The organism is Nitrospira sp. NS4 (genome assembly GCF_049546785.1).
Lineage (GTDB): Bacteria > Nitrospirota > Nitrospiria > Nitrospirales > Nitrospiraceae > Nitrospira_D.
Window position 1 is genome coordinate 162,103 of the sequence record NZ_JBMWAN010000001.1, and the last position, 23,000, is coordinate 185,102.

General features: G+C 59.1%; 18 protein-coding genes. 8 read left to right on the plus strand and 10 right to left on the minus strand.

Features of this window, described 5'->3' with window-relative positions; translation table 11 throughout:
* Positions 1-114: 114 nt before the first annotated feature.
* From ACO9S2_RS00790 to ACO9S2_RS00825, 8 genes are read right to left on the minus strand one after another with little or no spacing between them, the layout of a single operon-like run.
* Complete coding sequence (locus ACO9S2_RS00790) at positions 115-1,302, minus strand: thiolase family protein (RefSeq protein ID WP_423719852.1); 1,188 nt, start codon at positions 1,300-1,302, stop codon at positions 115-117.
* Positions 1,299-2,435 (minus strand): dihydrolipoamide acetyltransferase family protein, encoded by a 1,137-nt coding sequence (locus ACO9S2_RS00795; RefSeq protein WP_423719853.1) that lies wholly within the window; start codon positions 2,433-2,435, stop codon positions 1,299-1,301. Before ACO9S2_RS00795 ends, ACO9S2_RS00790 begins: the two co-directional genes overlap by 4 nt.
* Positions 2,436-2,443: 8 nt before the next feature.
* Positions 2,444-3,442 (minus strand): alpha-ketoacid dehydrogenase subunit beta, encoded by a 999-nt coding sequence (locus tag ACO9S2_RS00800; RefSeq protein ID WP_423719854.1) that lies wholly within the window; start codon positions 3,440-3,442, stop codon positions 2,444-2,446.
* 33 nt (positions 3,443-3,475) lie between these two features.
* Positions 3,476-4,474 (minus strand): thiamine pyrophosphate-dependent dehydrogenase E1 component subunit alpha, encoded by a 999-nt coding sequence (locus ACO9S2_RS00805; protein WP_423719855.1) that lies wholly within the window; start codon positions 4,472-4,474, stop codon positions 3,476-3,478.
* Between the two features lie 30 nt (positions 4,475-4,504).
* Entirely contained in the window at positions 4,505-5,257 is a 753-nt protein-coding gene (locus ACO9S2_RS00810) for a hypothetical protein (protein WP_423719856.1), read from the minus strand.
* 2 nt (positions 5,258-5,259) lie between these two features.
* On the minus strand, positions 5,260-6,252 hold the full coding sequence (locus ACO9S2_RS00815) for a fumarylacetoacetate hydrolase family protein (RefSeq protein WP_423719857.1): 993 nt from the start codon (positions 6,250-6,252) through the stop codon (positions 5,260-5,262).
* Positions 6,252-7,358 carry a homogentisate 1,2-dioxygenase gene (locus ACO9S2_RS00820; protein ID WP_423719858.1) on the minus strand — a complete coding sequence of 369 codons (1,107 nt, stop codon included), beginning with the start codon at positions 7,356-7,358 and terminating at the stop codon, positions 6,252-6,254. Before ACO9S2_RS00820 ends, ACO9S2_RS00815 begins: the two co-directional genes overlap by 1 nt.
* Positions 7,359-7,387: 29 nt before the next feature.
* On the minus strand, positions 7,388-7,975 hold the full coding sequence (locus ACO9S2_RS00825; RefSeq protein ID WP_423719859.1) for a VOC family protein: 588 nt from the start codon (positions 7,973-7,975) through the stop codon (positions 7,388-7,390).
* Positions 7,976-8,282: 307 nt separating this feature from the next.
* On the opposite strand from ACO9S2_RS00825, the gene ACO9S2_RS00830 reads away from it, so the two are divergent.
* The 5 genes from ACO9S2_RS00830 (at position 8,283) to ACO9S2_RS00850 (ending at position 14,472) form a co-directional block, all read left to right on the plus strand.
* A complete protein-coding gene (locus tag ACO9S2_RS00830; protein ID WP_423719860.1) occupies positions 8,283-9,014 on the plus strand; it encodes a TenA family transcriptional regulator in 732 nt (243 codons plus the stop codon).
* 59 nt (positions 9,015-9,073) lie between these two features.
* A complete protein-coding gene (locus ACO9S2_RS00835) occupies positions 9,074-10,036 on the plus strand; it encodes a hypothetical protein (RefSeq protein WP_423719861.1) in 963 nt (320 codons plus the stop codon).
* Positions 10,033-11,424: a tryptophanase gene (locus tag ACO9S2_RS00840; RefSeq protein ID WP_423719862.1), complete on the plus strand. Its 1,392-nt coding sequence runs from the start codon at positions 10,033-10,035 to the stop codon at positions 11,422-11,424. Before ACO9S2_RS00835 ends, ACO9S2_RS00840 begins: the two co-directional genes overlap by 4 nt.
* Positions 11,425-11,449: 25 nt before the next feature.
* Positions 11,450-13,396 (plus strand): acyl-CoA dehydrogenase family protein, encoded by a 1,947-nt coding sequence (locus ACO9S2_RS00845; protein WP_423719863.1) that lies wholly within the window; start codon positions 11,450-11,452, stop codon positions 13,394-13,396.
* Positions 13,397-13,473: 77 nt separating this feature from the next.
* Positions 13,474-14,472 (plus strand): quinone oxidoreductase family protein, encoded by a 999-nt coding sequence (locus tag ACO9S2_RS00850; protein ID WP_423719864.1) that lies wholly within the window; start codon positions 13,474-13,476, stop codon positions 14,470-14,472.
* Between the two features lie 40 nt (positions 14,473-14,512).
* Here ACO9S2_RS00850 and ACO9S2_RS00855 read toward each other — a convergent pair whose 3' ends face one another.
* Entirely contained in the window at positions 14,513-16,378 is a 1,866-nt protein-coding gene (locus ACO9S2_RS00855; RefSeq protein WP_423719865.1) for an acyl-CoA dehydrogenase family protein, read from the minus strand.
* A gap of 231 nt (positions 16,379-16,609) precedes the next feature.
* On the opposite strand from ACO9S2_RS00855, the gene ACO9S2_RS00860 reads away from it, so the two are divergent.
* Genes ACO9S2_RS00860 through ACO9S2_RS00870 form a run of 3 tightly spaced genes read left to right on the plus strand, consistent with a single transcriptional unit; the run spans position 16,610 to position 21,824 of the window.
* Complete coding sequence (locus ACO9S2_RS00860; RefSeq protein ID WP_423719866.1) at positions 16,610-17,935, plus strand: thiolase family protein; 1,326 nt, start codon at positions 16,610-16,612, stop codon at positions 17,933-17,935.
* Between the two features lie 2 nt (positions 17,936-17,937).
* The gene (locus tag ACO9S2_RS00865) at positions 17,938-20,115 is read left to right on the plus strand and encodes a 3-hydroxyacyl-CoA dehydrogenase NAD-binding domain-containing protein (RefSeq protein ID WP_423719867.1); all 2,178 of its coding nucleotides are present in this window, start codon (positions 17,938-17,940) and stop codon (positions 20,113-20,115) included.
* A gap of 44 nt (positions 20,116-20,159) precedes the next feature.
* Complete coding sequence (locus tag ACO9S2_RS00870) at positions 20,160-21,824, plus strand: long-chain-fatty-acid--CoA ligase (protein ID WP_423719868.1); 1,665 nt, start codon at positions 20,160-20,162, stop codon at positions 21,822-21,824.
* A gap of 27 nt (positions 21,825-21,851) precedes the next feature.
* Here the strand turns inward: ACO9S2_RS00870 and ACO9S2_RS00875 are convergent, their stop codons facing one another.
* Complete coding sequence (locus ACO9S2_RS00875; protein WP_423719869.1) at positions 21,852-22,994, minus strand: NAD(P)/FAD-dependent oxidoreductase; 1,143 nt, start codon at positions 22,992-22,994, stop codon at positions 21,852-21,854.
* Positions 22,995-23,000 lie beyond the last annotated feature (6 nt).

The window sequence follows — 23,000 nt, forward strand, 5'->3', positions numbered from 1 at the left end:
GTGCGCGGCGATGGGCGATGGGTCAGAAACGCCCTACGCTGAAACGCAGAAGGTCTCGCCCCTCGCTCAGAATTGTTCATTCCGATCCTACCCCTGGCCTCTTGCCCACAGCCGCTAGCCTCTCTCCACTATGATTGCCAGCGCTTCTCCGCCCCCGATACAGAGGCCGGCCAACCCCCGCCTCGCACCGCGAGCCTCCATCGTATGCAGGAGGGTCGTCAGAATCCTTGCGCCGGTCGCGCCGATCGGATGGCCCAGCGCGACCGCCCCGCCGTTGACGTTGACTCTCTTGTGGTCGAGCCCTAATTCCCGGTTGATCGCGAGGGAGACTGCCGAGAAAGCCTCATTGATCTCAAACAGATCGATGTCCCCGATCGCCAGGCCGGTCTGTTTGAGCGCGAGTTTGATCGCCTCCACCGGCGCAATCGTAAACCATTCAGGCGCCAGCGCCGCTCCGGCGTAGCCGACGAGACGCGCCATCGGTGCGAGCCCGAGACGCGCGGCTTCCTCTTCGGCCATCACAACCAACGCTGCGGCTCCATCGTTACAAGAGGGAGAATTGCCCACGGTGAGGACCCCGTCTTCCTGGAACACCGGCTTGAGCTCGCGCAGCTTGCGCAGATCGACCCGGTTCGGCTCCTCATCGTCCGTGACGGTCAAGGACGAGGCTTTCCGCTGCGGCACGTCAACCGGCACGATTTCCCGCTTGAAAGCCCCACTCGCCACGGCTTCCCGGGCGCGGCGGTAACTTTCCAACGCAAAGTCGTCCAGCTCGTTCCTCGTGAGCCGGTACTTGGCTGCACAGAGTTCGCCGCCGTGGCCCATGTGGAAATTGTTATAGACGTCCCACAGACCGTCTTTGACCAGACTGTCCACCAGCTCCGCATGCCCCAGCCGATATCCCTGCCGCGCTTTCTCCAGCAAATAGGGCGCTCGGGTCATGTTCTCCATACCGCCTGCCACCACAATCCTCGCCTCCCCGAGCGCAATCGCCTGCGCGGCCATGATCACGGTCTTCAGACTTGACCCACAGACTTTGTTGACCGTTGTCGCACCGACCGAGTGGGGGATTCCCGCTCCGATCGACGCTTGTCTGGCCGGCGCCTGCCCTAACCCGGCGCTGAGGACGCAGCCCATATACACTTCATCAACATGATCGGGTGGATGATTGATGCGCCCGAGGGCCTCAGCAATGACAATGCTGCCCAGCTTAGTGGCAGGGACGGAGCTGAACACCCCGTTGAAGCTTCCCATCGGCGTTCGCACGGCGCTGACAATGACGGCCTGCTGTGTCCTGTTCACAGGATGTGCTCCCACTGACTCTGTTCCAGATAGCCCTTGACCTTCGCCATGAACTGATCCGCCGTCGCCCCGTCGATGACCCGGTGGTCGAACGACAGACTGAGATACCCCATCGGACGGATCGCAATCGCTTCATTGATGACCACAGCTCGCTTCTGAATTGCGCCGACGCCCAGAATGGCAACCTGCGGCTGATGGATAATCGGTGTGCTGAACAAGCTGCCGAACCCGCCGTGGTTCGTAATCGTAAACGTTCCTCCTTGGACCTCCTCGGGGCTCAGCTTTTTGGACCTGGCTCGCTCGGCCAGATCCGCCACCTCTTTGGCAAGCTGCGTCAGTCCCTTCCGATCGGCATGTCGCACTACCGGCACCAGGAGCCCGTCCTCCAAGGCTGTGGCGATCCCGACATGAATATCTTTCTTGACGATAATGCCTTGTTCGCCCCAGGCGGAGTTGACAACCGGCACCTCTCGAATGGCGCGGGTCACAGCACGGATGACAAAGGGCAGATAGGTGAGGTTACGGCCTTCCCGGAATTTGGCGATGCCCGCACAATCCGCCTCGAAGAAGGTCGTGACATGGGCGGACGTCTGCCTGCTCCTGACCATCCGTTCGGCGATGGTTCTCCGCATCTGGGTGAAGGGCACGATTTCTTCGCCCATTGACCGCTCACCGCTGGAAGGTGCGCCCGTAACCGGAGCGCCACTCCGAGCAATGACATCCTGTATGTCTTTCTTGGTCACCCGTCCTCCGGATCCGGTCCCTGTCACCTGCGACAAATCCACTCCATGCTTCCTGGCAAGTTCTCTGACGACAGGAGAATGATGGCCTTCGGGCGTCGGTTCAGTCGGACGGACCACCACTCCCCCTACCCGGTTGATCACTTCGGATAGAGGAGTACTCTCGATTCGTGCCAGCCGGGTTCCTACCGGTACCGTCTCGCCCTCCTGGACGATGATCTCGCTCAACGTTCCTGTGGCCGGTGAAGGAATTTCCAAGGCCACTTTTTCGGTTTCGACTTCCAAGAGGGATTGGTCCTTTTCAATCAGCCCCCCGACAGGGACAAGCCATTTCACAACGGTTCCTTCCGCGATGCTTTCTCCGAGCTGGGGCATAATGATGTCCATAGACATGCGGCCTCTTAGTACGCTGCCAACTTCCTCGCTGCCGAGATAATATCGCTCGTCTTCGGAAGAAAATACTCTTCCAAGGGCGTGCTGAAGGGCACCGGTGTATCAGGCGGGGCAATGCGGATGATCGGACCGTCCAGGCAATGGAAACAGTCTTCTGCCAGCAGCGCGGCAATCTCCGCTCCGATCCCGCCCGTCTTGTTATCCTCGTGCAGCATGATGGCCTTACTGGTTTTGCGCACCGACGCGTAGATCGTGTCTTTGTCGAGCGGAATCAACGTGCGCAGATCCACCACTTCCATCTCAATGCCGTCTTTCGCCAGCACCTGGGCTGCTTGCAGCGCCAGATGCACCATCGCACCGTAGGTGATGATCGAGAGGTCAGTGCCGGCCCGTTTCACCTCGGCCTTCCCGATGGGAACGATGAAGTCTTCCTGCGGCAGCGTGGCTTTAATCCGCCGGTAGAGAAATTTGTGTTCGAAATAGATGACCGGGTTGGGATCGCGAATCGCGGCTTTGAGAAGGCCCTTCGCATCGTAGGGCGTGGAGGGCGCCACGAGCTTGAGCCCCGGTGAGTGGAAGAACCAGCCTTCCGGACATTCGGAATGGAAGGGGCCTCCATGGATGCCGCCGCCGAAGGGAGCCCGGATGACCATCGGAACCGCCGCTCCCCACCGGTAATGATTCTTGGCCGCCACTTCAGTGATTTGGTCGAAGGCGCAGGAAATGAAATCGGCGAACTGCATTTCGACGACCGGGCGCAGACCCATCATCGCGGCGCCGATGGCGGCTCCCACAAACCCTGATTCCGCCAAGGGTGTGTCCAGAACGCGCCACTCGCCGTACTTCTGGAGAAAGCCTTCGGTGATCTTGAAGGCGCCGCCATAGGCGCCAATATCTTCGCCCATCAGAAACACGCGCTCGTCGCGCATCATTTCCTCGTCCAGGGCTTGCGAGATCGCCTCAAGATAGGTGACTTCCTGCTTCCGCTCCACCGTTTCAGTCGTCATAGAAGCGCTCCTTCCGAAGCGGTTGGCTATCAGCTAATAGCTCTCAGCTTTTTCCGCAAACACTCCCTCCAATACTTCCGGCCCTTCCGGCAGCGGGCTCTGTTCGGCAAATTCCAGGCCTGCCTCGACTTCTTTCTTCGCCCGCTCTCCGACCTCATGGAAATAGGCCTCATCGCCGTAACCCAGCTGTGTGAGCAGTTGTTCCGCTTTGAGGATCGGATCTTTTTTCTTCCATTCCTCCAGCAACTCGCGCGGAACATATGTGGCCGGGTCATGCTCGGAGTGACCATGCATCCGCATTGTTTTGAATTCGAGGAAGGTCGGCCCTTCGCCTGCGCGGGCTCTCGCGATCGCGCGCTTGGAGGCCAGATACACCGCCGCCACGTCGTTCCCGTCCACAATCTCGCCCGGCATTCCATAGGCCTTGGCCCGGTCGACCACGTCGTGGATCGCCATCTGCAGACGCTGAGGTGTCGAATAGGCGTATTGGTTGTTGTTGCAAAAGAGCACGACGGGGAGCTTACGGACTGCTGCAAAGTTCATGGCTTCATGGAAATCACCGCGGCTTGTCCCTCCGTCCCCGGTGCCGGCAATGGCAACACGGGATTCTCCCCGGATCTTGAAGGCCAGCGCCACGCCGGTCGCGACCGGCAGATTGTCGGCCAGGTGGCTGACGAAGCCGATTACCCCCCGTTTGAGATCCCCCATGTGAACATTGCCATCCTTCCCTCTGGTGGGTCCGGTCCGTTTGCCAAGATAATGGGCGAGAACTTCTCCGGGGGTGAACCCGCGAACGAGAAAGACCCCCATGTCGCGATGAAACGGGGCGATGACATCATCGCGCTCAAGCGCGGAGGCATAGCCCACGGAGATGGCTTCCATCCCGTGGCTGGTATAGCACCCGCCGACAATGCGTCCCTGCCGATAGAGCGCCGTAATCCGGTCCTCCAGGGCTCTGGTGAGCCGGAGGTAGTAATACATCTGAAGCAGATCGGCTCGCTTGATTTCTCTCGTCACGTCTGCCAGGTTCATAAAGCCCTCCCGCAGAGTGGTCGAACGGCATCACAGTTCAGGCATATCTTTCCATGACAACAATGGCGTCTTCCGCTGGCACAGAGGGCAGTCCGCCGGCTCCCACTGTGGCAGGTCGAGATCCGTTGCGTAATAGAACGGATGTTGTGCGGTCAATTCATTCATCAGTGGGAATTGGCCGCTGTCACGACGCGCGAAGACCATCATCCCGGCCAGCAGCCCTCCATGGTCGGTGATGACTTTCCCGAGCTTGCTCACACAGTTTCCTCTGGTGGTGACGTCGTTAAGTGCCAGAAATCGTTCCCCTGGATTGATCGCACCGCTCGCGATATCCGTTCCGATCCGTCCGGTCTCGTCACTATAGGGAGTCAGCGTCACGCGCAATCGCATCGTGTTGTGAAGAATGTCCGCAACCCCTTCCGCGAGCAATCTGGCGGCCGACGCCGTTGCTACAATGCCGGTGATCGGCTCGCGCTGAAATGTCCGTGCGATCCAGCCGGCCATGTCCCGGGCCACCAGCTTCATTAGCTCCGGGAAGCGGGCAATGGAATCGAACCGCAGATAGGTCGCCGTGTGGTGGCCTGACACCACTTCCACATGGGTGTCGAAGAATACCGACCGGGAGGTTCGCAGCATCTGTAGAATATCCCACTCCGTGAGTGTGGAGTGCGAGCCCTCACGAATGATCGCCTCCAGCTTGGCATCGATCGCCGGTCCCTCGTAAAACGTACGCTGCCGTTGCACGAATTCAGCTACCGCCTGCTCACCCGTGATGACACTCATTGTCACCCCCTCGGCGCTGGCCCGACCACCTTTGTTCGCAACAAGCCGATCGGCTGAATCTCCAGCTCCACCACATCTCCCGGCTTCAAGTAGCGATCCAATTCAAGCCCGCATCCGCCTCCCACCGTTCCTGAGCCGAAGACGTCGCCCGGGTAGATCATTTCTCCGCAAGACACATGGGCGATCATCTGCGGGAACGACCAATGAATCGTCCCGAACCGCCCCCTCGACCATTCTTCTCCGTTTACCCTGGCGGTCATCGTCAGGGCGCCGAGATCCCTGATCTCATCGGGAGTCACCAGACAAGGGCCGAGGGCCGTCGCAAAATCCTTGCCCTTGGCAGGCCCCAACCGGCAAGCCATCTCTTGAAACTGGACGTCGCGTGCGCTGAAGTCGTTCATGATGGTGTAGCCGGCGATGTAGTCTTCCGCCTCCCGTTCGGCAACGTCTTTGCCTGTGCGTCCAATGACACAGGCCAGTTCCAACTCATAGTCCAACTTCGTTGTCTCCAGCGGCCACGGCAAGTCTTCGTCCGGCCCGATAATGGTGCGGTGATTTCCCTTGTAGTACACGGGGGCTTTGTACCATTCCGGCGGAATCGGCTGTCCCCGCTTCTGCGAGGTGGCGGCAATGTGATCTTCAAAGGCAATAAAGTCGCGCAGTGAAGACGGAGCAGGCAGCGGAGCGATGATCCGAACGTCGCCGGCACCGTGCGCAATGGTTTCACCCACAGGGCCTTTCGTTGAGGGACCGAGCATGGCGGCATAGTCAACCGCCCGCCGGGCGGCGGCCATGGTCGACAGACCTCCTTCAAGAAACTCCAGCATGTTCGAGGGCACCTGGGCATTGGCCAGGCGATACGGTTGTGCTTCGTGTTGGTCGCTCAACCACCGGACATAGGCCAGATTCAAGTCGACCACGTGCTGGCCGTGAATGGCCCCCACTCTCGTGAATGGGCCGACAGGAGTTGTGATACGGAAACTGACGAGTTTCATCAGCGGCTCCAGCTCAGCGCGTAGTCCACGATCTCTGCCGCTTCCATCTCCGGTCTCACCGTGAACGGTGTCTTCGATTCGATCATCACCGCCACTTCACTCGTATGCGTCTTGCCCTTGCTGGCCTGCACCGCTTGCGGCTGTGGTCCGTGGTGGATGCCTTGCGGGTGCAAGGTCAACATGCCCGGTCGAATCCCCGCACGGCTGAAAAAGTCTCCCTGATGATAGAAGAGCACTTCGTCGTAATCTGTATTGCGATGATAGAACGGGACATGGAGCGCCTCAGGGTCGCTTTCCAATGGCCTCGGCGCAAAAGTAGAAATAAGACATCCGCCCGCCTGAAACGTCGCGTGCACGCTAGGGGGCAAATGGTAGCGGGGGCTTGTGACCGGCCGAAAATCGCGCACGTTCAATTTCGCGACCCAAAGATCTCCTTTCCACCCGACCACGTCCATGGGATAGAACGGATACACCACTCGCGTCGTCTCCCCTTGCCGCTTGATGTGGACTTCCCATTCCAGGCCTTGGTCCGCTGCCGATTCCACGAGGCCAAGCTCCGGTGCCACCAGCACACCTTTGTCGAACAGGGCATGCTGGCCGAGCGGTCCGCGGTCCGGCATCAGGATTCGTTCTGGAGTTTCCACTATGAGGAACAGGGAAGGACCGGCATCGACGTGGGTTCGATAGGTCGTCCCTTTGGGGATCACCACATAATCGCCTGGCTCATAAGACAGGGTTCCATAGTCCGTCTCAAATGCCCCTGTCCCCTGATGCACAAAATAGACTTCGTCCCCATCCGCGTTCCGGACGAAATGGGCCATGGTCTCCATAGAAGACCGCACGTACAGCCTCACATCCCGGCTCTGCATCATAAGAGTTGGGGTGGTGGCAGCGGATGGCGTGGTTGTAATGGAAACCTGGGTGCAGACAAAGGCTCTTGGCTTCAGCGCCCCATCGATCTGTACCCAGCCTGTGGGGGGATGCGTCCGGTACAGATGGGAAACGGGTCCGGCGAATCCGTCCCGCCCATGCTCGTCTTCATACAGTCCTTCGGGAATTCCGACATGGGCCTGATTGGGAGCTTTGCCTCTTTTATTGAGATACATGGCCGGTCTCCCTCAGAGCCAGGCTCTCTTCATGACGCCTGCTTCAGCGGCTTCTTCTCCACGGGAATCGGAATTGAGTCGTAGTCGATGATCGTCCGTTCAAGACCGGAGGCCTGATCACGTTCAATGTCTTTGTAGAGCGATTCAACGGTGCTTCGGACAAACGTCTTCGCCGTTTCCCCTCCATGCTCCCGCTGGATGAGTTCAATAAACAAACCGCTGGCCGGAAAGAGTGGATAGGTGAACCGTTGCTTGAGAGGGCCGAACCCGTCACGCCCTTCTTTCACCGGCCCGCTGAACTTGACGCCTTGAACCTCCCACTCGCGACAGGCTGCGTCGATATCGTCAACCTCAAGGGCGAAGTGCTGCACCCCCTGCCCGTACTTTTCGATAAACTCGTTAATCTGGGACTTCACCGTCTTGTCTCGCCCCTGCATCAGTGCAACCTTAGCGTTCCCTCGTTGTACAACGACGGTATCCATCGATGATCTGTCGCTCCCCACGTCACGAGCCGACCAGAGCACCTCAAAACCGAGAACCTTGGTGAAGAGAAACTCCGCCACATCGAGGTTCTCCACACAGAGCGTGATGTGATCAATCCCAGGTGCGTGATTCATGGTGGCACCTCTTCTCTGGGAAACGGATTTCACTTCACTGTTGCTCGCCCTCACTACAAATCTTTTCGCAGACACAATATAACAGAAACATTATATTGAGCAATATAATATTTTTATTATTCAGATGGCACACAGAACGATCGGCACAACCTCCACATTCACAGTATTGACACAACTCAATGAAGTACTGCGCCTATTTCTCACTCCAAGATATTGATAGTTTAATGTAAAAGTAATATCATCCAGCATAGAAACAAAGCCGTTCTTGATCTGAAAGGCCCATCAGTCCGACATTCGGAGGTGGCCCATGACGTTCTATCAAGAGATGAAGAATTTCGTACTTGGACATGGGGCCATTCACAATCCCTACCTCGATCGCTTCAAAAATGGAAGCCTGACCGATACAGACCTCAGGGAATTTGCAACCGAGTTCTATAACTTTGTCCGCTATTTCCCTCAAATCCTGATGTCTCAGCTTGTGAATACCGAAGACGAACAGGTTGCCGATGAACTGACCAAGGTCCTGTATTCCGAGTTGGGTGACGGCCAAACCCGCCATCGCCATGAACTCCTCTATCGAGACTTCTTGCGATCCATCGGCATTGATGTGCATTGGGCCATGTCTCGCCCCATGCGCCCATCGACCAAGGCCTATATCGAAGGGATGGAACACCTGTACAGCGACAGGAACCACGCCAAGGCTCTGGGCGCATCCTTTGGCCTTGAAAACATGGCGATCACGATGTGGGACCAGTTGATCCCCGGACTCACTTCCTTGAAGACGACTCGCTATCCGCACATGGACATCACCTATTTCGCCTTTCACCGGGAACTCGAATCCACCCATGAGGATGCGATGGCTCAGGCGGTGGCGGCGGTGCAGACAGCGGGCGATGCCGGGATGTCCGATCAGGACAGGGATGATTTTCGGTTCGGGGTCGATGCCGTCCTCCGTTATCTCGAGGGATTCTGGATGGGCTTGGAGCGGAAAGAGGCTCCCGACCGGAATGCCCATGACCTCCACCATCACGCGGCATGACGTCATCCATGAGATGAGAACAATTCCGGCCGTCTAATTGAAAGTGAAAGGAGCGCTGCATGTCTGAAATCTCTCGGTACCTTGAGGCCGTGAAAGACCGTTATGACCTCAGCAGCGATTATGCGCTGGCCGAGAAACTGGGCATCGCCCAACCGGAGGCTAATTTGATGCGCCGCGGGCTGAAGATTCCGAAGCCTGAGCTGTGCATGAAGATCGCCAATCTCCTCAATAAGAATCCTGTCGAACTGCTACTGATCGCGCAAAAAGACAAAGCGCCGTCCTCAGCCAAAGAATACTGGACCCTGGCGCTGACGGCCGTCGACGTCATGCTCCACGTCCCCAAGAGCCCCAAGTACATTCCGCGAAAGGTGGAAGCCATCGGACGGGAACTGCGCCAGCTTGAAACCCAGACTTTAACCTACGAAGGGGCGGAAGCGAGTGCCGAGGCGATTCGACTCGTTCAGACGACCGAACATGCTATCGATGCGATCATGGAGCGGTGGAACATCTGGAAACAGGGTGAGGCTCTCTATCCGAATTACCTTCTGGCGAACCAGGCGGCGGCGAAGCGCGGGGTGGCCATACGCCGGCTACTGGTCCTGACGCGTGAGCAAATGCAGCAAGAGCCGGTCGTGGCCGATGCCATCCAGGTCATGAACGACCAGCAGCGAGCCGGAATCCAGATCTTCTTCGCCTTTCGCGAAGAACTCGAGCGGGCACCCGCGTTTCGACGATTTGAAGAGGACTTTAAAATCCAGGGAGCGGCGGCGGATCTCAACGCAGCCATGTTCGACCGGGAGATTCTCATCTTTTCCCAATCTTACGGCCAGGTGCAGCTCGGCGTGGTCGGTACGCCGACAGCGCTGACGATGATCCAGCAGTTGGAGATCACGTGGAAACCCGAACTGCTGCGCGATCTGGATCCCGCTCCCCTCTTCGATATGACCCGGTATGTCTTTGAGTACGGAGGACCGCAGGCCTTTAGAATGGAACTGGCGCGGTTCAAGAGGTCGGTCGCATGAAATTCCCTTCCGAGCCGTTCAAAATCAAAGTGGTCGAACCGATTCGACGCACCACGCGCGAAGAGCGGGATCGTCTGCTGCGAGAAGCGGGCTACAATCTGTTTCATGTGCCGGCTGAGAGTGTGTACGTCGACCTCCTGACCGACAGCGGTACCTCCGCTATGAGCGATGACCAGTGGGCGGGCCTGATGCTCGGCGATGAGTCCTATGCCGGCAGTAAGAACTATTACCATCTCGAAGAAACCGTTCGGTCCATCTTCGGCTACACCCACGTCATCCCCACCCATCAGGGGCGCATGGCCGAGAATCTACTCTTCTCCACCGTGGTGAAGCCGGGCATGTGCGTCCCGAACAACATTCATTTCGACACCACACGCGCCAACGTGGAGCATCAAGGAGCCCAGGCACTGGATGTGGTGATCAAAGAAGCCTACGACCCTCACTGCGAGTTGCCGTTCAAGGGCAATATGGATCTGGTCCGGTTGGAGGAAACGATCCACCATATCGGGCGGGATCGCATTCCGCTGGTGATGCTGACGATCACGAACAACAGCGGCGGCGGGCAACCGGTGTCGATGGAGAACATCCGGCAGACCCGTGCGCTGTTGAACCACCACCGCATCCCCCTCTTCTTCGATGCCTGCCGATTCGCCGAAAACTGCTTCTTCATCAAAGAGCGGGAGCCGGAATTCGCCGGCACGTCGATTCTCGACATTGCGCGGGAACTCTTCAGCTACGGCGACGGCTGCACCATGTCCGCCAAGAAAGACGGCCTCGTGAACATCGGGGGCTTTCTCACGCTCAACCACGATCAGTGGGCACAGGACATCACCAACATGCTCATCATGATCGAAGGATTCCCCACCTACGGAGGTTTAGCAGGCCGGGATCTCGAAGCGATGGCCCGAGGGCTCCGCGAGGTGCTGGACGAAGACTATCTGCGATTCCGGGTCGGGCAGGTCCGCTTTCTGGGAGAGCTGCTGGACCAGGCGGGCGTGCCCATTCTCAAACCGATCGGGGGACACGCCGTCTACCTCAACGCCAAAGAGTTCCTGCCGCACATTCCGCAGGCCGAATTTCCCGCCCAATCATTGGCCGTCGCCCTCTATCGGGAATACGGGATCCGGGGAGTTGAAATCGGGACAGTGATGTTCGGCAAAAAAGAACCGGCTACCGGCCGAACAATCCATCCTGCCCTCGAGATGGTCCGGCTCGCCATCCCGCGCCGGGTCTATACCAACATGCAGATTACCTATGTCGCCGAATCGATTATCGAACTGTACCGGACGCGCGAGATGATTCATGGCCTCAGTTTGACCTACGAGGCGCCGGCGCTGCGCCACTTCACAGCGCGATTTGAGGAACTCCAGCCGCAGCCACTCTCGTAGCAAGCGGCATCCTGATGGAGCACCTATGGCAACCCTCTTCAAAGGCCTCGAACGAATCGAAGAAGCCCGAGAGCAGGTAACCGGCCATAGTTTCATGACAGGGCTCTTTGTCGGAAAGCCCAACTTCTCACTGCTGCTCACGCCGGAAGAATCACCGGAGCAGAAGGCTGCCTGGGAGTTGTATCGCCCGCAACTTGAAACCTTCCTCACCACGCAGGTCGATCCGGATGAAATCGAACGGACGACAAAGATCCCCGATTCCGTGCTGAAAGGGTTGTTTGCGCTCGGCGCATTCGGCATGAAAATCCCCAAAGAGTATGGAGGGCTCGGCTTCTCCTATACAAACTATGGCCGCGCCCTGATGTTGATGGCCAGTTGGAGCAACATTCTGGCCCTGACCGTCGCTGTGCCGCAGTCCATCGGCATCGCCATGCCGCTGCTCCTGTTCGGCAATGAGGAGCAGAAACGCAAGTACCTGCCGATCGTTGCGCGGGAAGCCATCTCGGCCTTCGCACTCACCGAATCGATCACCGGATCCGATGCGGCCAATATCGGGACCGAAGCGGTGCTCGATTCCAGCGGCACGGCATTTGTGGTGAACGGCGAGAAACTCTGGTGTACGAACGGCTCGATCGCCCGCTATATCACATTGATCGCGCGAGTGCCGGCGAGGCGTCGCCAGGACGGCGGGCAGACCTTGTGGGTTCCAGTTCCTGATGGCAAGGGAGCGGAGGATCATGTCCATACCGCCTTCGTTCTCGATATGACCCAGCCAGGCGTACGAATACGACAGCGCTGTCAATTCGAAGGCTGCCGGGGCATTGAGAACGCCTACATGACCTTCACGGATGTCCGGATCCCAGCGGCCAACGTGATCGGGGAAATCGGTCGTGGTCTGAAATATGCTTTGACCATCCTAAACGTGGGCCGCGCGATCAGCATCCCGGCCATATGCCTGGGCATGGCCAAGCAGGCGTGGCAACCGACGCTCGATCGGGCCAACCAGCGGCTGACGTTTCAGAAACCCCTCAGCGAGCGGCAGACACAACGCATGAGGCTGGGCCGCATGGCGGCGAATCTGTATGCGATGGAAGCGCTCGCCTTCTCTGTGTGGCGGCTGGCCGATCACCATACCTACGATGTCCGCATCGAAGCGGCAATTGCCAAGATCTGTTGTTCGGAGAGAACGATCCAGTTTCTGAAAGATGCCCAGACTCTTTTCGGGGGGATGGGGTACGAAACGGCCGATTCCAAACGGCTGCGCGGCGAGCCTGCGTTCGGCGTTGAACAACTGGTTCGTGACGCGGAGATGTATCGGATCGGCGAAGGGGCCACCGATATTTTGCGCCCGTTCGTCGCGCGCGAGGGCCTGAACATGCATCTTGAGCGCGCGAAACAGTACCTGGATGAACGGGTGACCGGCCTTCGCCGGCTCACGGAGTTGGGACGGCTCGCGAGATTCTATCTTCCCTGGTTTTGGGGGCAATGGATGCGCAATCCGCTACCGGCTCGGCCTGAATTCCAATCCCCTCACGTCCGGTCCAAACTGGCGTTCGTCGAACGTACGAGTCGCAGGCTTGCGCGGGCGATTTTCTATGCCCTGCTCTTCCATCGGCACGCGCTTCAGGATGACCAAGGGCGCCAAAACCGGATCGAGATCGCCGGCGAAGATCTGCTGGTGATTGCAGCGACCGCCCTCTATGCCGAGCGACAGGAGCGGATCGACGGAAATCTTGAGGGTTGGGACCTTGCTGATGAAGTGTTCCGCGAGGCCACGCAACGCATCGACCACAATATCCGAGGACTGATCCGCAATCATGATAAACCGGTGACCGACGTTGGGAAGAGGGCACTCAGCGGCACGTACCCTTCACTCTCCCATGGGATCATCCCGCGCGGCCTTCAGGATTACCTGGGCAGACGGGAGAGTGCCATCAGGACCGGAAAAGAAAGTCAGCGTAAAGCGATCTGAGCCAAGGCTCCGCCATCTATCTGGTGGTCCCGGAAGATCCCACGCCACCAACGAACCGACCACAATGAGATGAGCCTATGCGTGCATGGTTGATGGATTCCTATGATGGCATCGAAAGACTCCGGCTCGGCGAGGTGCCGGATCCTGAACCGGGCCCGGCACAGGTGCTGCTCAGGATGAGGTGCGCAGCCCTCAACCCCGCGGATGCGTTCTTGGCGAGGCGGATGTACCCGGCCAAGCCGGCGCTCCCGCACATTCTCGGGCGTGATGGCGTGGGCGACGTGGTGTCGATAGGGGCCGGAGTGAATCACATCCGCGCGGGCGAGACCGTCGGCATTCTACGCTGCGACGTGGGAGTGGACGTGTGGGGAACGCTGGCCGAGAAAGTCGTGGTTCCCGCGGAAAGTGTAACCCGAATTCCTCCCAACTGGTCCCTCGAAGAGATGGCTGGTGCCCCATTGGTCTTCTTGACTGCCTGGCAAGCCTTGACGCAGTGGAAGGATCCTCCGGCGCCTCCGCTAGCAGGATCAGTCCTCCTCGTCACCGGCGCATCGGGCGGCGTCGGCGTGGCGTCAGTGCTGCTTGGGAAATCGATGGATCTCACCGTCTTGGCCCTGTCACGCAGTGCGGAGAAACGCGCCAGGTTGAAAATGCTCGGAGCCGATTTCGCCTTTGATCCTACGGACGGCAACCTTATAAAAACCGTGACGGGAGCGATCAGTCCGAAGAGAGTCGATCTGGCCGTCGACAGCGTTGGAGGTGCCTTGTTGCCTCAGATGGTGGCGCTGCTCGGCCATGGCGGCCGAATCAGCGTGGTCGGCAGGAGCGGAGGAAGCGTGCCGGAGTTCAACTCTGCGACCTTGTTGTTCCGCCGGATTCGGATGGGTGGAGTCTCGGTTGGAGACTGTACAATTCAAGCAGCCCATGCGGCCTGGAAGGAGATCGTCGATCGATTGGAAGTCATAGGGCAACGGCCACAAGTGGACACCATTGTCCCGTTCGAGGATGTGAAGATGGGGTTCGCCCGGCTGGCACAAGGGCCTATGGGAAAGGTACTGGTGCGAGTGGCCGACTAAAAGCCGCCTCTCGCTCGCCTGAAGTGACCGGCATGACCATTCATTTATCGATCAGCGGCACGATCCCTTCTTCAAGCCACGCATAGTGGCCCTGCATGATCCGCCTTGCCAAGTTGTAGACGGTGGCGTCCTTCTGACGACTGAGGACGCGCCGCGTTGGGGATGAGGCTGGATAGAGCCGCTCCTCCATGTCCTCGCAAAAGTAGGCGGCCAACTCGCGGATGCCCGGTTTTGTCCGCATCTCCGGTTGGGACGTAAACCAGAGCGTCGCGGCCATGGGAAAGAGCCGGAGGCTGTCATTCACCACATGTTGCAGCAGAAGTTGCTTGTGGTGCAGGCTCTGCCGGTGGCGCAGCGTGGCGGCAAGCGTCGCCCGTGTCACGCTCTGGGAGGATGACTCGATAAAGCGAACCCACCTGGCGTGATCCGGTCCAAATATATTCGCACCGGGCCCCGGAGGCAAGAAAGGCAGGCTGGAACGAAGCGCCATGCGCGCATAGTACAACGCCGCCTCTGCCCGCTGCGAAGGCGACCCCTGGAGAAAAGCGATGCCCTTTTCGATATAGGGGGAAAGGGCTTCGCGTGCCATCCAGATGCGCAGAATCTCACTTGTCCCCTCCCATACCAGATTGATACGCGCGTCGCGCAACATGCGCATGACCGGAATGGCGAGTTCCCCGCTCTTACGCTGTGACTCGACAGTCATGAACCCCCGCCCCCCGCGCACTTGAAACAGGTCGTTGACCACCTCCCAGTACCACTCGCTCCCGATAATCTTGGCCGCCGCCGACTCCAGACGGAGGTCGCCCTTTCTGTTCGCCCAGGCGCCACAGAAAGCCATGACCGCTTCGAGGGCCAGCGTATAGGCCGCGGCGCGACAGAGTTTTTCTCCAATCAGATTGTGCTCGCCGATCGGTTTGTTCCACTGAACACGCGTGCGCCCCCACCAGCGCATCACGGACAGACACTGTTTGAGGCCTCCCAGACAAGCTGCGGGGAGCGTCAGTCGGCCGACTGTCAACGTGGCAAGTGCGATCCTCAGACCGTCATCTTCGCTGCCGAGTCGGTTGTCAATCGGGACGTTGACGTTCTTAAACGTCGGTACGCCGTTGTAAATCCCTCGCACACCCTCGAAACGTAGACGGGTGACGGAGCACCCTGGCCATCGGGTTTCAACAATGAAGGCCCCATAATGCTTCTGTGCCTGGGGGTCTTGAAGCTCCTCCGGCCGATCGACGATGCGTGCGATGACGACGAGCAGCGAAGACAGGAACTCGCCATCCTGTTTGGCGGAATTTGTAATGAAAAACTTTTCTCCTGAGAGGCGATATCCGACGGTCTTCCCGCTCTCTGTGACACGAACCGCGCAGGTTTCCACCTTGGCGATGTCACACCCGACCTGTTGTTCCGTGAGCGCGAACCCCGACACTTCTCCCCGCGCAAGCCGGGGAAGATACCTGGCCTTCTGCTCTTCTGTCCCGAAAAGGTGCAGCGGTTCAGGAACGCCGATCGATTGCGCTGCCGACAGCAACACGGTGAGCGATGCATCAAAACTTCCACACAGGGTGGCGACTTTCTGATACTCAGACTGGGTGAACTCCTGCCCACCGAAGCGTTTGGGAATCTTGATACCGAACGCGCCGAGATCCGCGAGCGTCTTCAAGACCGGCTCGGGCAGCTCTCCCTCTCTGTCAACTCGTTCAGGATCGAGGGGGAGAATGGCGGCTTTGAATTGCTCCAGGAACTTCCAGGCAGAAGGACTCGTCTCTGGGAGGCCGATGGAGGTGAGGAGCTCCCACCGAACGTTCGCTTCGAACAACCCTGCAAGAAACCCGTCATAGGAAGCCTTGTCACGGGCGGTCTCAGCAACTGCTACAGACCCTTGAAACAGCTCGGGGTTGGCCATGAGCGTTCCCTACTGTGAGACGACGAGCCTCGCTTCCGATTTGATACTCTACCACCACTGTCATTGTTTGTATCCCAGGATTTGGCGACCCCCCTCGAAATAGGGGAGGCTCTGATACTTCAGAGAGGAGAGGACGTATCGGTTCCGTGGTAGGATGTACCACGGTCCGGCGTATGGCTCGCTGCCAGCACGCGATTGAACATCGTTCCTAATGCCGTGGCGGACAACGGTATGCGCAATGTCGTCATCGTAGACGGATTCCGCACCCCCCTTTGCAAAGAGGGAACAGACTTTCGCGACACGGATGCGGAAGTGCTTGGCGCCAGCGTTGTCCGCGACATGGTCCAGCGATGTCATCGCTGGAATCTCCCCCTTGAGACCATCGATTGCGTGTTAGGCAGCAACGTGGCCACGCCCATGCACGCGGTCAACCCGACTCGGGTTGCGGCCGTCACCGGCGGCCTCCCATCAACGATCCCCGCCGACACGGTGGCGGGGAAAAACTGCGGATCCGGCGTGACGGCGCTCTACTATGCGAGCTTGCGCATCAGGAGTGGGGACGCCGACACGGTGCTCGTCATCGGTATGGAGTCGATGAGCCGTATTCCGGTCCTGTACCACCCTACGGTTGCCGACCTTGTTATACAGTCCGCCAAAGCCAAACACTTCCGCGAACGAACAGCCGGTGCTCTCGCCCTCATTCCCAAACTCCTGAACCTCAAGCGATATCCTCCTCGGGTCGGTTTGATGATGGGACTCACGGATCCGATGTGCGACCTCATCATGGGACAGACGGCAGAGAATATTGCAAAAGATCCTGCCCTCGGCATGTCCCGGCAAGATCAGGACGCGTGGTCCGTCCGCTCACACAGGCTCGCGGCGCAGGCGTGGCAGAATGGGCTCTTCGCGGAGGAGGTCGTGCCCGTCTACCTTTCCGAGAGAGGCACTCATGTCGAGCGAGACAATGGCATTCGTGAGGACGCCAGTCAGAAGATGTTTGGTACGGTGAAACCTGTGTTCGACAAGCGCTACGGTTCGGTCACACCGGCCAATTCTTCACAGATCACGGATGCAGCCGCCGCCATGCTTCTCATGGAAGAGGACAAGGCCAAGTTCCTCGGCTTGCCGATCCTCGGGTATGTGAAAGACTACGCCGATTTTGGCTATGAGCCTGCCTGTATGGGCCTGGCCCCTGTCGGGGCCATCGTCAAAGTGTTGTCCAAGGCTCGCCTGGCGCTCAGGGATTTTTCAGTATTTGAGATTAATGAAGCGTTTGCATCCGTTGTCTTGGGGATCAGCCGCATCCTTGACTCATCCTCGCTCATGGAAGCCAAGTTTGGCCGTCACGGGCTGACCGAACGCCTCGGTGAAATCCCGCCCGATGATCTGAACCCGCACGGCGGCGCCATCGCGCTCGGGCACCCGGTCGGCGTGTCCGGTCTGCGTTTGGCCATGACCTCGCTGTTCGAACTCAAACGGCGGAACGCCGAGCGGGCGCTGATCAGCGCTTGCGTGGGCGGCGGACAGGGTGTGGCAATGATCCTGGAGAGGAAATAGGCATGACACAGGGCCACACCATGGCTCCCGGCCGGTTCAAGCACTTCAAGACCGAAGTGCTTGGCGACGGGATCCTGCTGGCGGGGTTTGACTACTCCGGCAAGCCGGTCAATGTGCTCAATGTGGAGAGCATGGCGGAGTGGCAGGAGATCGTGCAGCTTGCCGATCAATCCGATGCCATCAAGAGCGTGGTGCTGGTGAGCCTGAAGGAAGGAAACTTCTGCGCGGGAGCGGATCTGGAGCAGATGCACGATGCGCAACGCCGGCATTCCTTTCACGAGATGGAGCAACTCGTCATCACCACCCACAGGCTCTTTGACGCGATAGAGCGATCGCAGAAGCCCTTTGTGGCAGCGGTGGAAGGGGTCTGTGTCGGAGGAGGATGTGAACTGGCCCTGGCCTGTCATGCGCGAATCGCCACCACCCATCCGAGGACCAGTTTTGCGCTGCCGGAAGTCAAACTGGGCATTCTTCCCGGGTTCGGTGGCACCCAGCGGCTCCCGCGGCTGATCGGCCTGCCGGCGGCATTGGACATGATCACGACGGGAAGAACGATCTTTCCCCGGCAAGCTCTGCGGATGGGCCTGATCGATGGCATGGCCGCCTCCATTCCATCCGGCACCAGGACTCTGGAAGACGTCCGGAAAGAAGTCCTCGTGCAGGCCGCCATTGCACAAGCCCACAGTCTCTGTCGAGCCCCCCTCAGACTGCGCCCCCTCCGGACAAGCCAGAGAATCCTGACCACGCCCGTGATTCGGACGCTCCTCTGTCGCTATGCCGGACGTCAGGTGCTCAAACGCGTCCGGCGTTTCTATTCCGCTCCGCTCCGTGCCATCGAGGCCATCGAGAGAGGAATGCGGGTGAGGATTCTGGAGGGATCGCTCAACATCGAAAAACCCCTCCTGATGGATCTCATGGCCGGCCCGATTTCCGCGCAACTCGTCGGCTTGTTCCTGGCCGGCGAGAAGCTGAAACGCAACGTCGCCACAATCCCGACCGTGACGACGCGCATCGGCGTGCTGGGAGCCGGATTGATGGGGTCCCAAATCGCGGGGCAGCTCACCGAAAAAGGGTACGCGGTGGTGCTGCGAGACGTGTCTTCGGACATTCTTGCAAAAGCGATCGGAGGCATCCATGCCGCCCAAACTGCCCAGCTTCGCAAACGCATCATTCTTCCGTCCGATCTGCGCTATCGAATGATGCGGATCGCTCCAACCACTCATATTAAGGATGTGGGCACCGCGTCCCTGACCATTGAGGCAGTCTCGGAGACACTGGACATAAAACGGGCCGTGCTTGCGGAGTTTGAATCGGAGGCACGGCCCGATGCAATTTTTGCGACGAATACATCGTCCTATACCCTGGCCGACATTGCGGCGAAGGCCGTCCATCCGGAACGCTGCGTGGGGCTCCACTTCTTCAACCCTGTGGCCAAAATGCAGTTGGTCGAAGTGGTACGCGCGCCCTTCACCTCCGACCGGGCCCTTGCACAGGCCTGCGGCCTGGCCAAACGGCTGGGCAAGTTTCCGCTGGTGGTGAACGACGGACCGGGCTTCCTCGTGAACAGGATTCTGTCGCGGTATCTGGCAGAGGCCATGATCCTGGTCGGCGAGGGAGTCGCCATTCGACGCATTGACGCCGTCGCGAAGGACTTCGGCATGGCGGTGGACAGCGGGCATCCTATGGGGCCTCTGGAACTCCTCGATCTGATCGGACTTCGGGTCGCCTGGCACGTACTGGGTTCTCTCGCCGTGCTGGGGTCGCGCATCGAATCTCGCGATGCACTGCTTCAAGCCCTGCTGCCGAAGGGAGCAGCGCCCGCGACGTTCTGGGAGTCAGGGAGGGTGAATCCAAAGACGGCCGAAATCATTGCACGCTATCGCCGAACCTTCCCCTCCGGAGCAGAGCCTTCCTCTGACGACGTCATTCACCGGCGGCTGTTGCTCCCGATGGTCGATGAAGCCGTGCGCTGTCTCCATGACCACATTGTGGAAGAGGCATGGCAGGTGGATTTCGCGCTGATCCATGGGATCGGATTTCCCGCATTCCGTGGAGGCCTTCTCACCTGGGCGCGGGAAACGATGACACCCGGAAGCATAACCCAGACTTTGGAATCCCTGGCAGCCCAATATGGCAAACGTTTCGAGCCTTGCGCTGGTCTCTCAAACGGAGGATGGTAGTGCCGGGAATATCTTGATCAGACCTGAGCCAAACGGGAGGCATCATGTCCAAGCGACCGTCATTTCCTTATTATCCCGAGGGAGTTCCCCGTGAGCTGCCGCTTCCTCCCGAGACGCTCCCGGAGCTGTTCTCCAGAAGTGCCCAGCGGTTTTCCCGCCGGCCGGCTCTTTATTTTTTCGGCAGAACCCTCTCCTACCACGAATGCCACTCCCTCGTTGAACGGTTTGCATGCGGCCTCGCGGCATTGGGAATTCGCAAAGGAGATCGGGTGGCGCTCTGTCTCCCGAATTGCCCGCAGGCGGTCATCGCCTACTTCGGCATTGTGAGGGCCGGAGGAATTGTCGTCGCCTGCAACCCGACCTACACGGAACATGAGTTGTCCCACCAACTGCGAGACGCGGGGGCGCGAGCGATCGTGGTGCTCGACCTGATGTACCAGAAAGTCCAGGATCTCGGTCTGGAACTGATCATCGTGACGCGGATCACCGATTACATGACGACGATCGCGAGGTATCTCTATCACCGTCGCAACCCCCGGCCGCCGATTGCGATTCCCCACAGCGACACGACGTGGTTCTTCCACGATGTGTTGGACAGCGTGCCCCCCGTAGCCCCGGAGGCCCTCCCGATTGTGACCCCGGACGATATCGCGCTCCTTCAATACACAGGCGGCACCACCGGCGTGTCCAAAGGAGCGGAACTGCGTCACCGCAACCTGACGGCCAACATTCGGCAACTCATCAGCTGGTTTTCTCCGGCCGAACGAGTGGAGAGCTTTCTTGCGGCGCTTCCGCTCTTTCACGTGTTCGGGATGACCGTCACGCAAAATATCTGCGTGGCTGTGGGAGGATGCATGGTGCTGGTCCCCGATCCCCGCAACATGCCGGTGTTGCTGACACTCCTCCGCAAAAAGCAGCCCACCGTGATTACACTCGTGCCGGCTCTCGTGCGGAAACTGCTCGACCACTGTGATGCGAAGGACTTTACGGCGACACGATTCGTGATTTGCGGCGGGGCCGCGCTTCCCTATGAACTCCTGAAGAAATTCAAAGAACGGACCGGTCACCTGATTATCGAGGGATACGGTCTTTCTGAAGCTTCTCCGGTCACGCACTGCAACATCCCCCGCGGCCTCTCGGTCAAACGCTCCATCGGATTGCCCATTGCGAACACCGAAGCGAGAATCGTCGATGAGACGGGCCGGGAGGTCCCGTCGGGGGAGATCGGCGAACTCTGGGTCCGGGGCCCGCAAGTGATGCAGGGGTATTGGAACAACCCTGTGGAAACGGCGAACGCGCTGACGCCAGATGGGTGGCTCGCGACCGGTGATCTCGCGCGCGTGGATCAAGACGGCTTCTTCTATATCGTGGATCGAAAGAAGGACATGATCCTGTCCACATCCGGGTTGAATGTGTACCCCGCCGAAATCGAGCAGGTGCTCTTTCTCCATCCATGTGTGTGTGAGGCAGCCGTCATCGGGGTACAGCTTGGGGACGGGAGCGAATCGATCAAGGCGTTTGTCGTGCTCACGGTGGACTCAGTGTCTGTGGACGACCTCCTCGCGCACTGCCGGCGCTATCTGGCGTCGTACAAAGTGCCCAAGAAGATAGAGTTCCGCACGGAGCTGCCCAAAACCATTCTTGGGAAGACACTGCATCGGATATTACGAGTCGAGGAAAGCAGGCGACTCCACCTTCAACAGTCGTAGTCGCCGCGGGAGAGCGCGAGAGCCGTTCTATTTCACACGTCTCCGGATGCACTGGAGGTCTCCCACATGCCCGGCGAGAGCCAGAGCGGCGGAAAGTCCCGGGGATTCAATGCCTATCAGATTGATGAGCGGCGGGTCTTCTCTGTCTACCGAGACGATGAAATCGCTTGTGCGGCCTTCCGCAGTGATGACGCGGGGGCGTATCCCGGAGTAAGCCCACCGGAGATCCCCTTCTTCCAGGGCCGGCAGGAATTTCTGCAAGGCTTCGACGAAGACGCCAGGCGGGGTCTTGCGCGACGTATAGTCCGTCTTGTCTTGGATGACGACTTCATTCGGCCCCACGAACAGTTGTCCGTTCGGGCGGGGGCTGAAATGAATCCCCTTGCCGGTCGCGTGAGGAGGGCAGGCAGGATATACGAGGCGGCCGATGAGGCGCTTCTTGTCCGGGTTGACCAGTTCGTAATACTCACCCCGCAGTGGGTGGATCGTATACGTTGTCTTGCGCAGGGCGAGCCCGGCAACATCGTCGGCATAGAGACCGGCGGCATTAATCAGACATGTGGCACGGATTCTCTGACGTTCGGTGGTAACGATATAAGCACTCGTGTCTATATCGATACCGATCACCCGGTTGTTGAAGGCAAAGTGCGCGCCGGTAGCTTCTGAGTCGGCCTTCAGAGATTGCGCGAAGGCGTGAGGGTCTATGACAGAGACGCTCGGAATGACGATCCCGCAGCAAGCCCGGAGATGCGGTTCCCAGGCACGCAAACCAGAGGATGTGACGAACATGACCCGCGTCTTTGTCTTCCAGGCGTTGAACCACAGCCGGCGGAGCGAAGCAACCTCCCGCCACAGACCTCGACGGATGTCCTCCCGTGAGATGGCGATGACCATCCCTGTTCTGAGCAGCGGGATGCCCTGCTGTACCGCGTATGAGACTGCCAGCGCGCTCCCTTCTCGGGCGAGCCGCTCCTTCAGCGAAAACGGTCGTTCGTGGATTCCGCTGTGGAGTACGCCGCTGTTGCGTCTGCTGGTTTCCTCGCCTGCCCTCTCGTGTTGTTCAAGGACGATGATGCGGAGCGGCGCATTCCGGCGCCGGTGCCCCAACTCCCTGGCGATGGCGCACCCGACGACCCCCGCGCCGACAATGCAGACATCATACGTGTTCATCTGGGC

Excerpts from the sequence above, each read along its gene's own strand:
- ACO9S2_RS00830 (WP_423719860.1), top strand. The coding sequence starts at position 8,283 with ATGACGTTCTATCAAGAGATGAAGAATTTCGTACTTGGACATGGGGCC.
- ACO9S2_RS00825 (WP_423719859.1), bottom strand. The coding sequence starts at position 7,975 with ATGAATCACGCACCTGGGATTGATCACATCACGCTCTGTGTGGAGAAC.
- ACO9S2_RS00795 (WP_423719853.1), bottom strand. The coding sequence starts at position 2,435 with ATGTCTATGGACATCATTATGCCCCAGCTCGGAGAAAGCATCGCGGAA.
- ACO9S2_RS00875 (WP_423719869.1), bottom strand. The coding sequence starts at position 22,994 with ATGAACACGTATGATGTCTGCATTGTCGGCGCGGGGGTCGTCGGGTGC.
- ACO9S2_RS00850 (WP_423719864.1), top strand. The coding sequence starts at position 13,474 with ATGCGTGCATGGTTGATGGATTCCTATGATGGCATCGAAAGACTCCGG.
- ACO9S2_RS00870 (WP_423719868.1), top strand. The coding sequence starts at position 20,160 with ATGTCCAAGCGACCGTCATTTCCTTATTATCCCGAGGGAGTTCCCCGT.
- ACO9S2_RS00845 (WP_423719863.1), top strand. The coding sequence starts at position 11,450 with ATGGCAACCCTCTTCAAAGGCCTCGAACGAATCGAAGAAGCCCGAGAG.
- ACO9S2_RS00805 (WP_423719855.1), bottom strand. The coding sequence starts at position 4,474 with ATGAACCTGGCAGACGTGACGAGAGAAATCAAGCGAGCCGATCTGCTT.
- ACO9S2_RS00855 (WP_423719865.1), bottom strand. The coding sequence starts at position 16,378 with ATGGCCAACCCCGAGCTGTTTCAAGGGTCTGTAGCAGTTGCTGAGACC.
- ACO9S2_RS00815 (WP_423719857.1), bottom strand. The coding sequence starts at position 6,252 with ATGAAACTCGTCAGTTTCCGTATCACAACTCCTGTCGGCCCATTCACG.
- ACO9S2_RS00835 (WP_423719861.1), top strand. The coding sequence starts at position 9,074 with ATGTCTGAAATCTCTCGGTACCTTGAGGCCGTGAAAGACCGTTATGAC.
- ACO9S2_RS00865 (WP_423719867.1), top strand. The coding sequence starts at position 17,938 with ATGACACAGGGCCACACCATGGCTCCCGGCCGGTTCAAGCACTTCAAG.
- ACO9S2_RS00810 (WP_423719856.1), bottom strand. The coding sequence starts at position 5,257 with ATGAGTGTCATCACGGGTGAGCAGGCGGTAGCTGAATTCGTGCAACGG.
- ACO9S2_RS00840 (WP_423719862.1), top strand. The coding sequence starts at position 10,033 with ATGAAATTCCCTTCCGAGCCGTTCAAAATCAAAGTGGTCGAACCGATT.
- ACO9S2_RS00860 (WP_423719866.1), top strand. The coding sequence starts at position 16,610 with ATGCGCAATGTCGTCATCGTAGACGGATTCCGCACCCCCCTTTGCAAA.
- ACO9S2_RS00800 (WP_423719854.1), bottom strand. The coding sequence starts at position 3,442 with ATGACGACTGAAACGGTGGAGCGGAAGCAGGAAGTCACCTATCTTGAG.
- ACO9S2_RS00820 (WP_423719858.1), bottom strand. The coding sequence starts at position 7,358 with ATGTATCTCAATAAAAGAGGCAAAGCTCCCAATCAGGCCCATGTCGGA.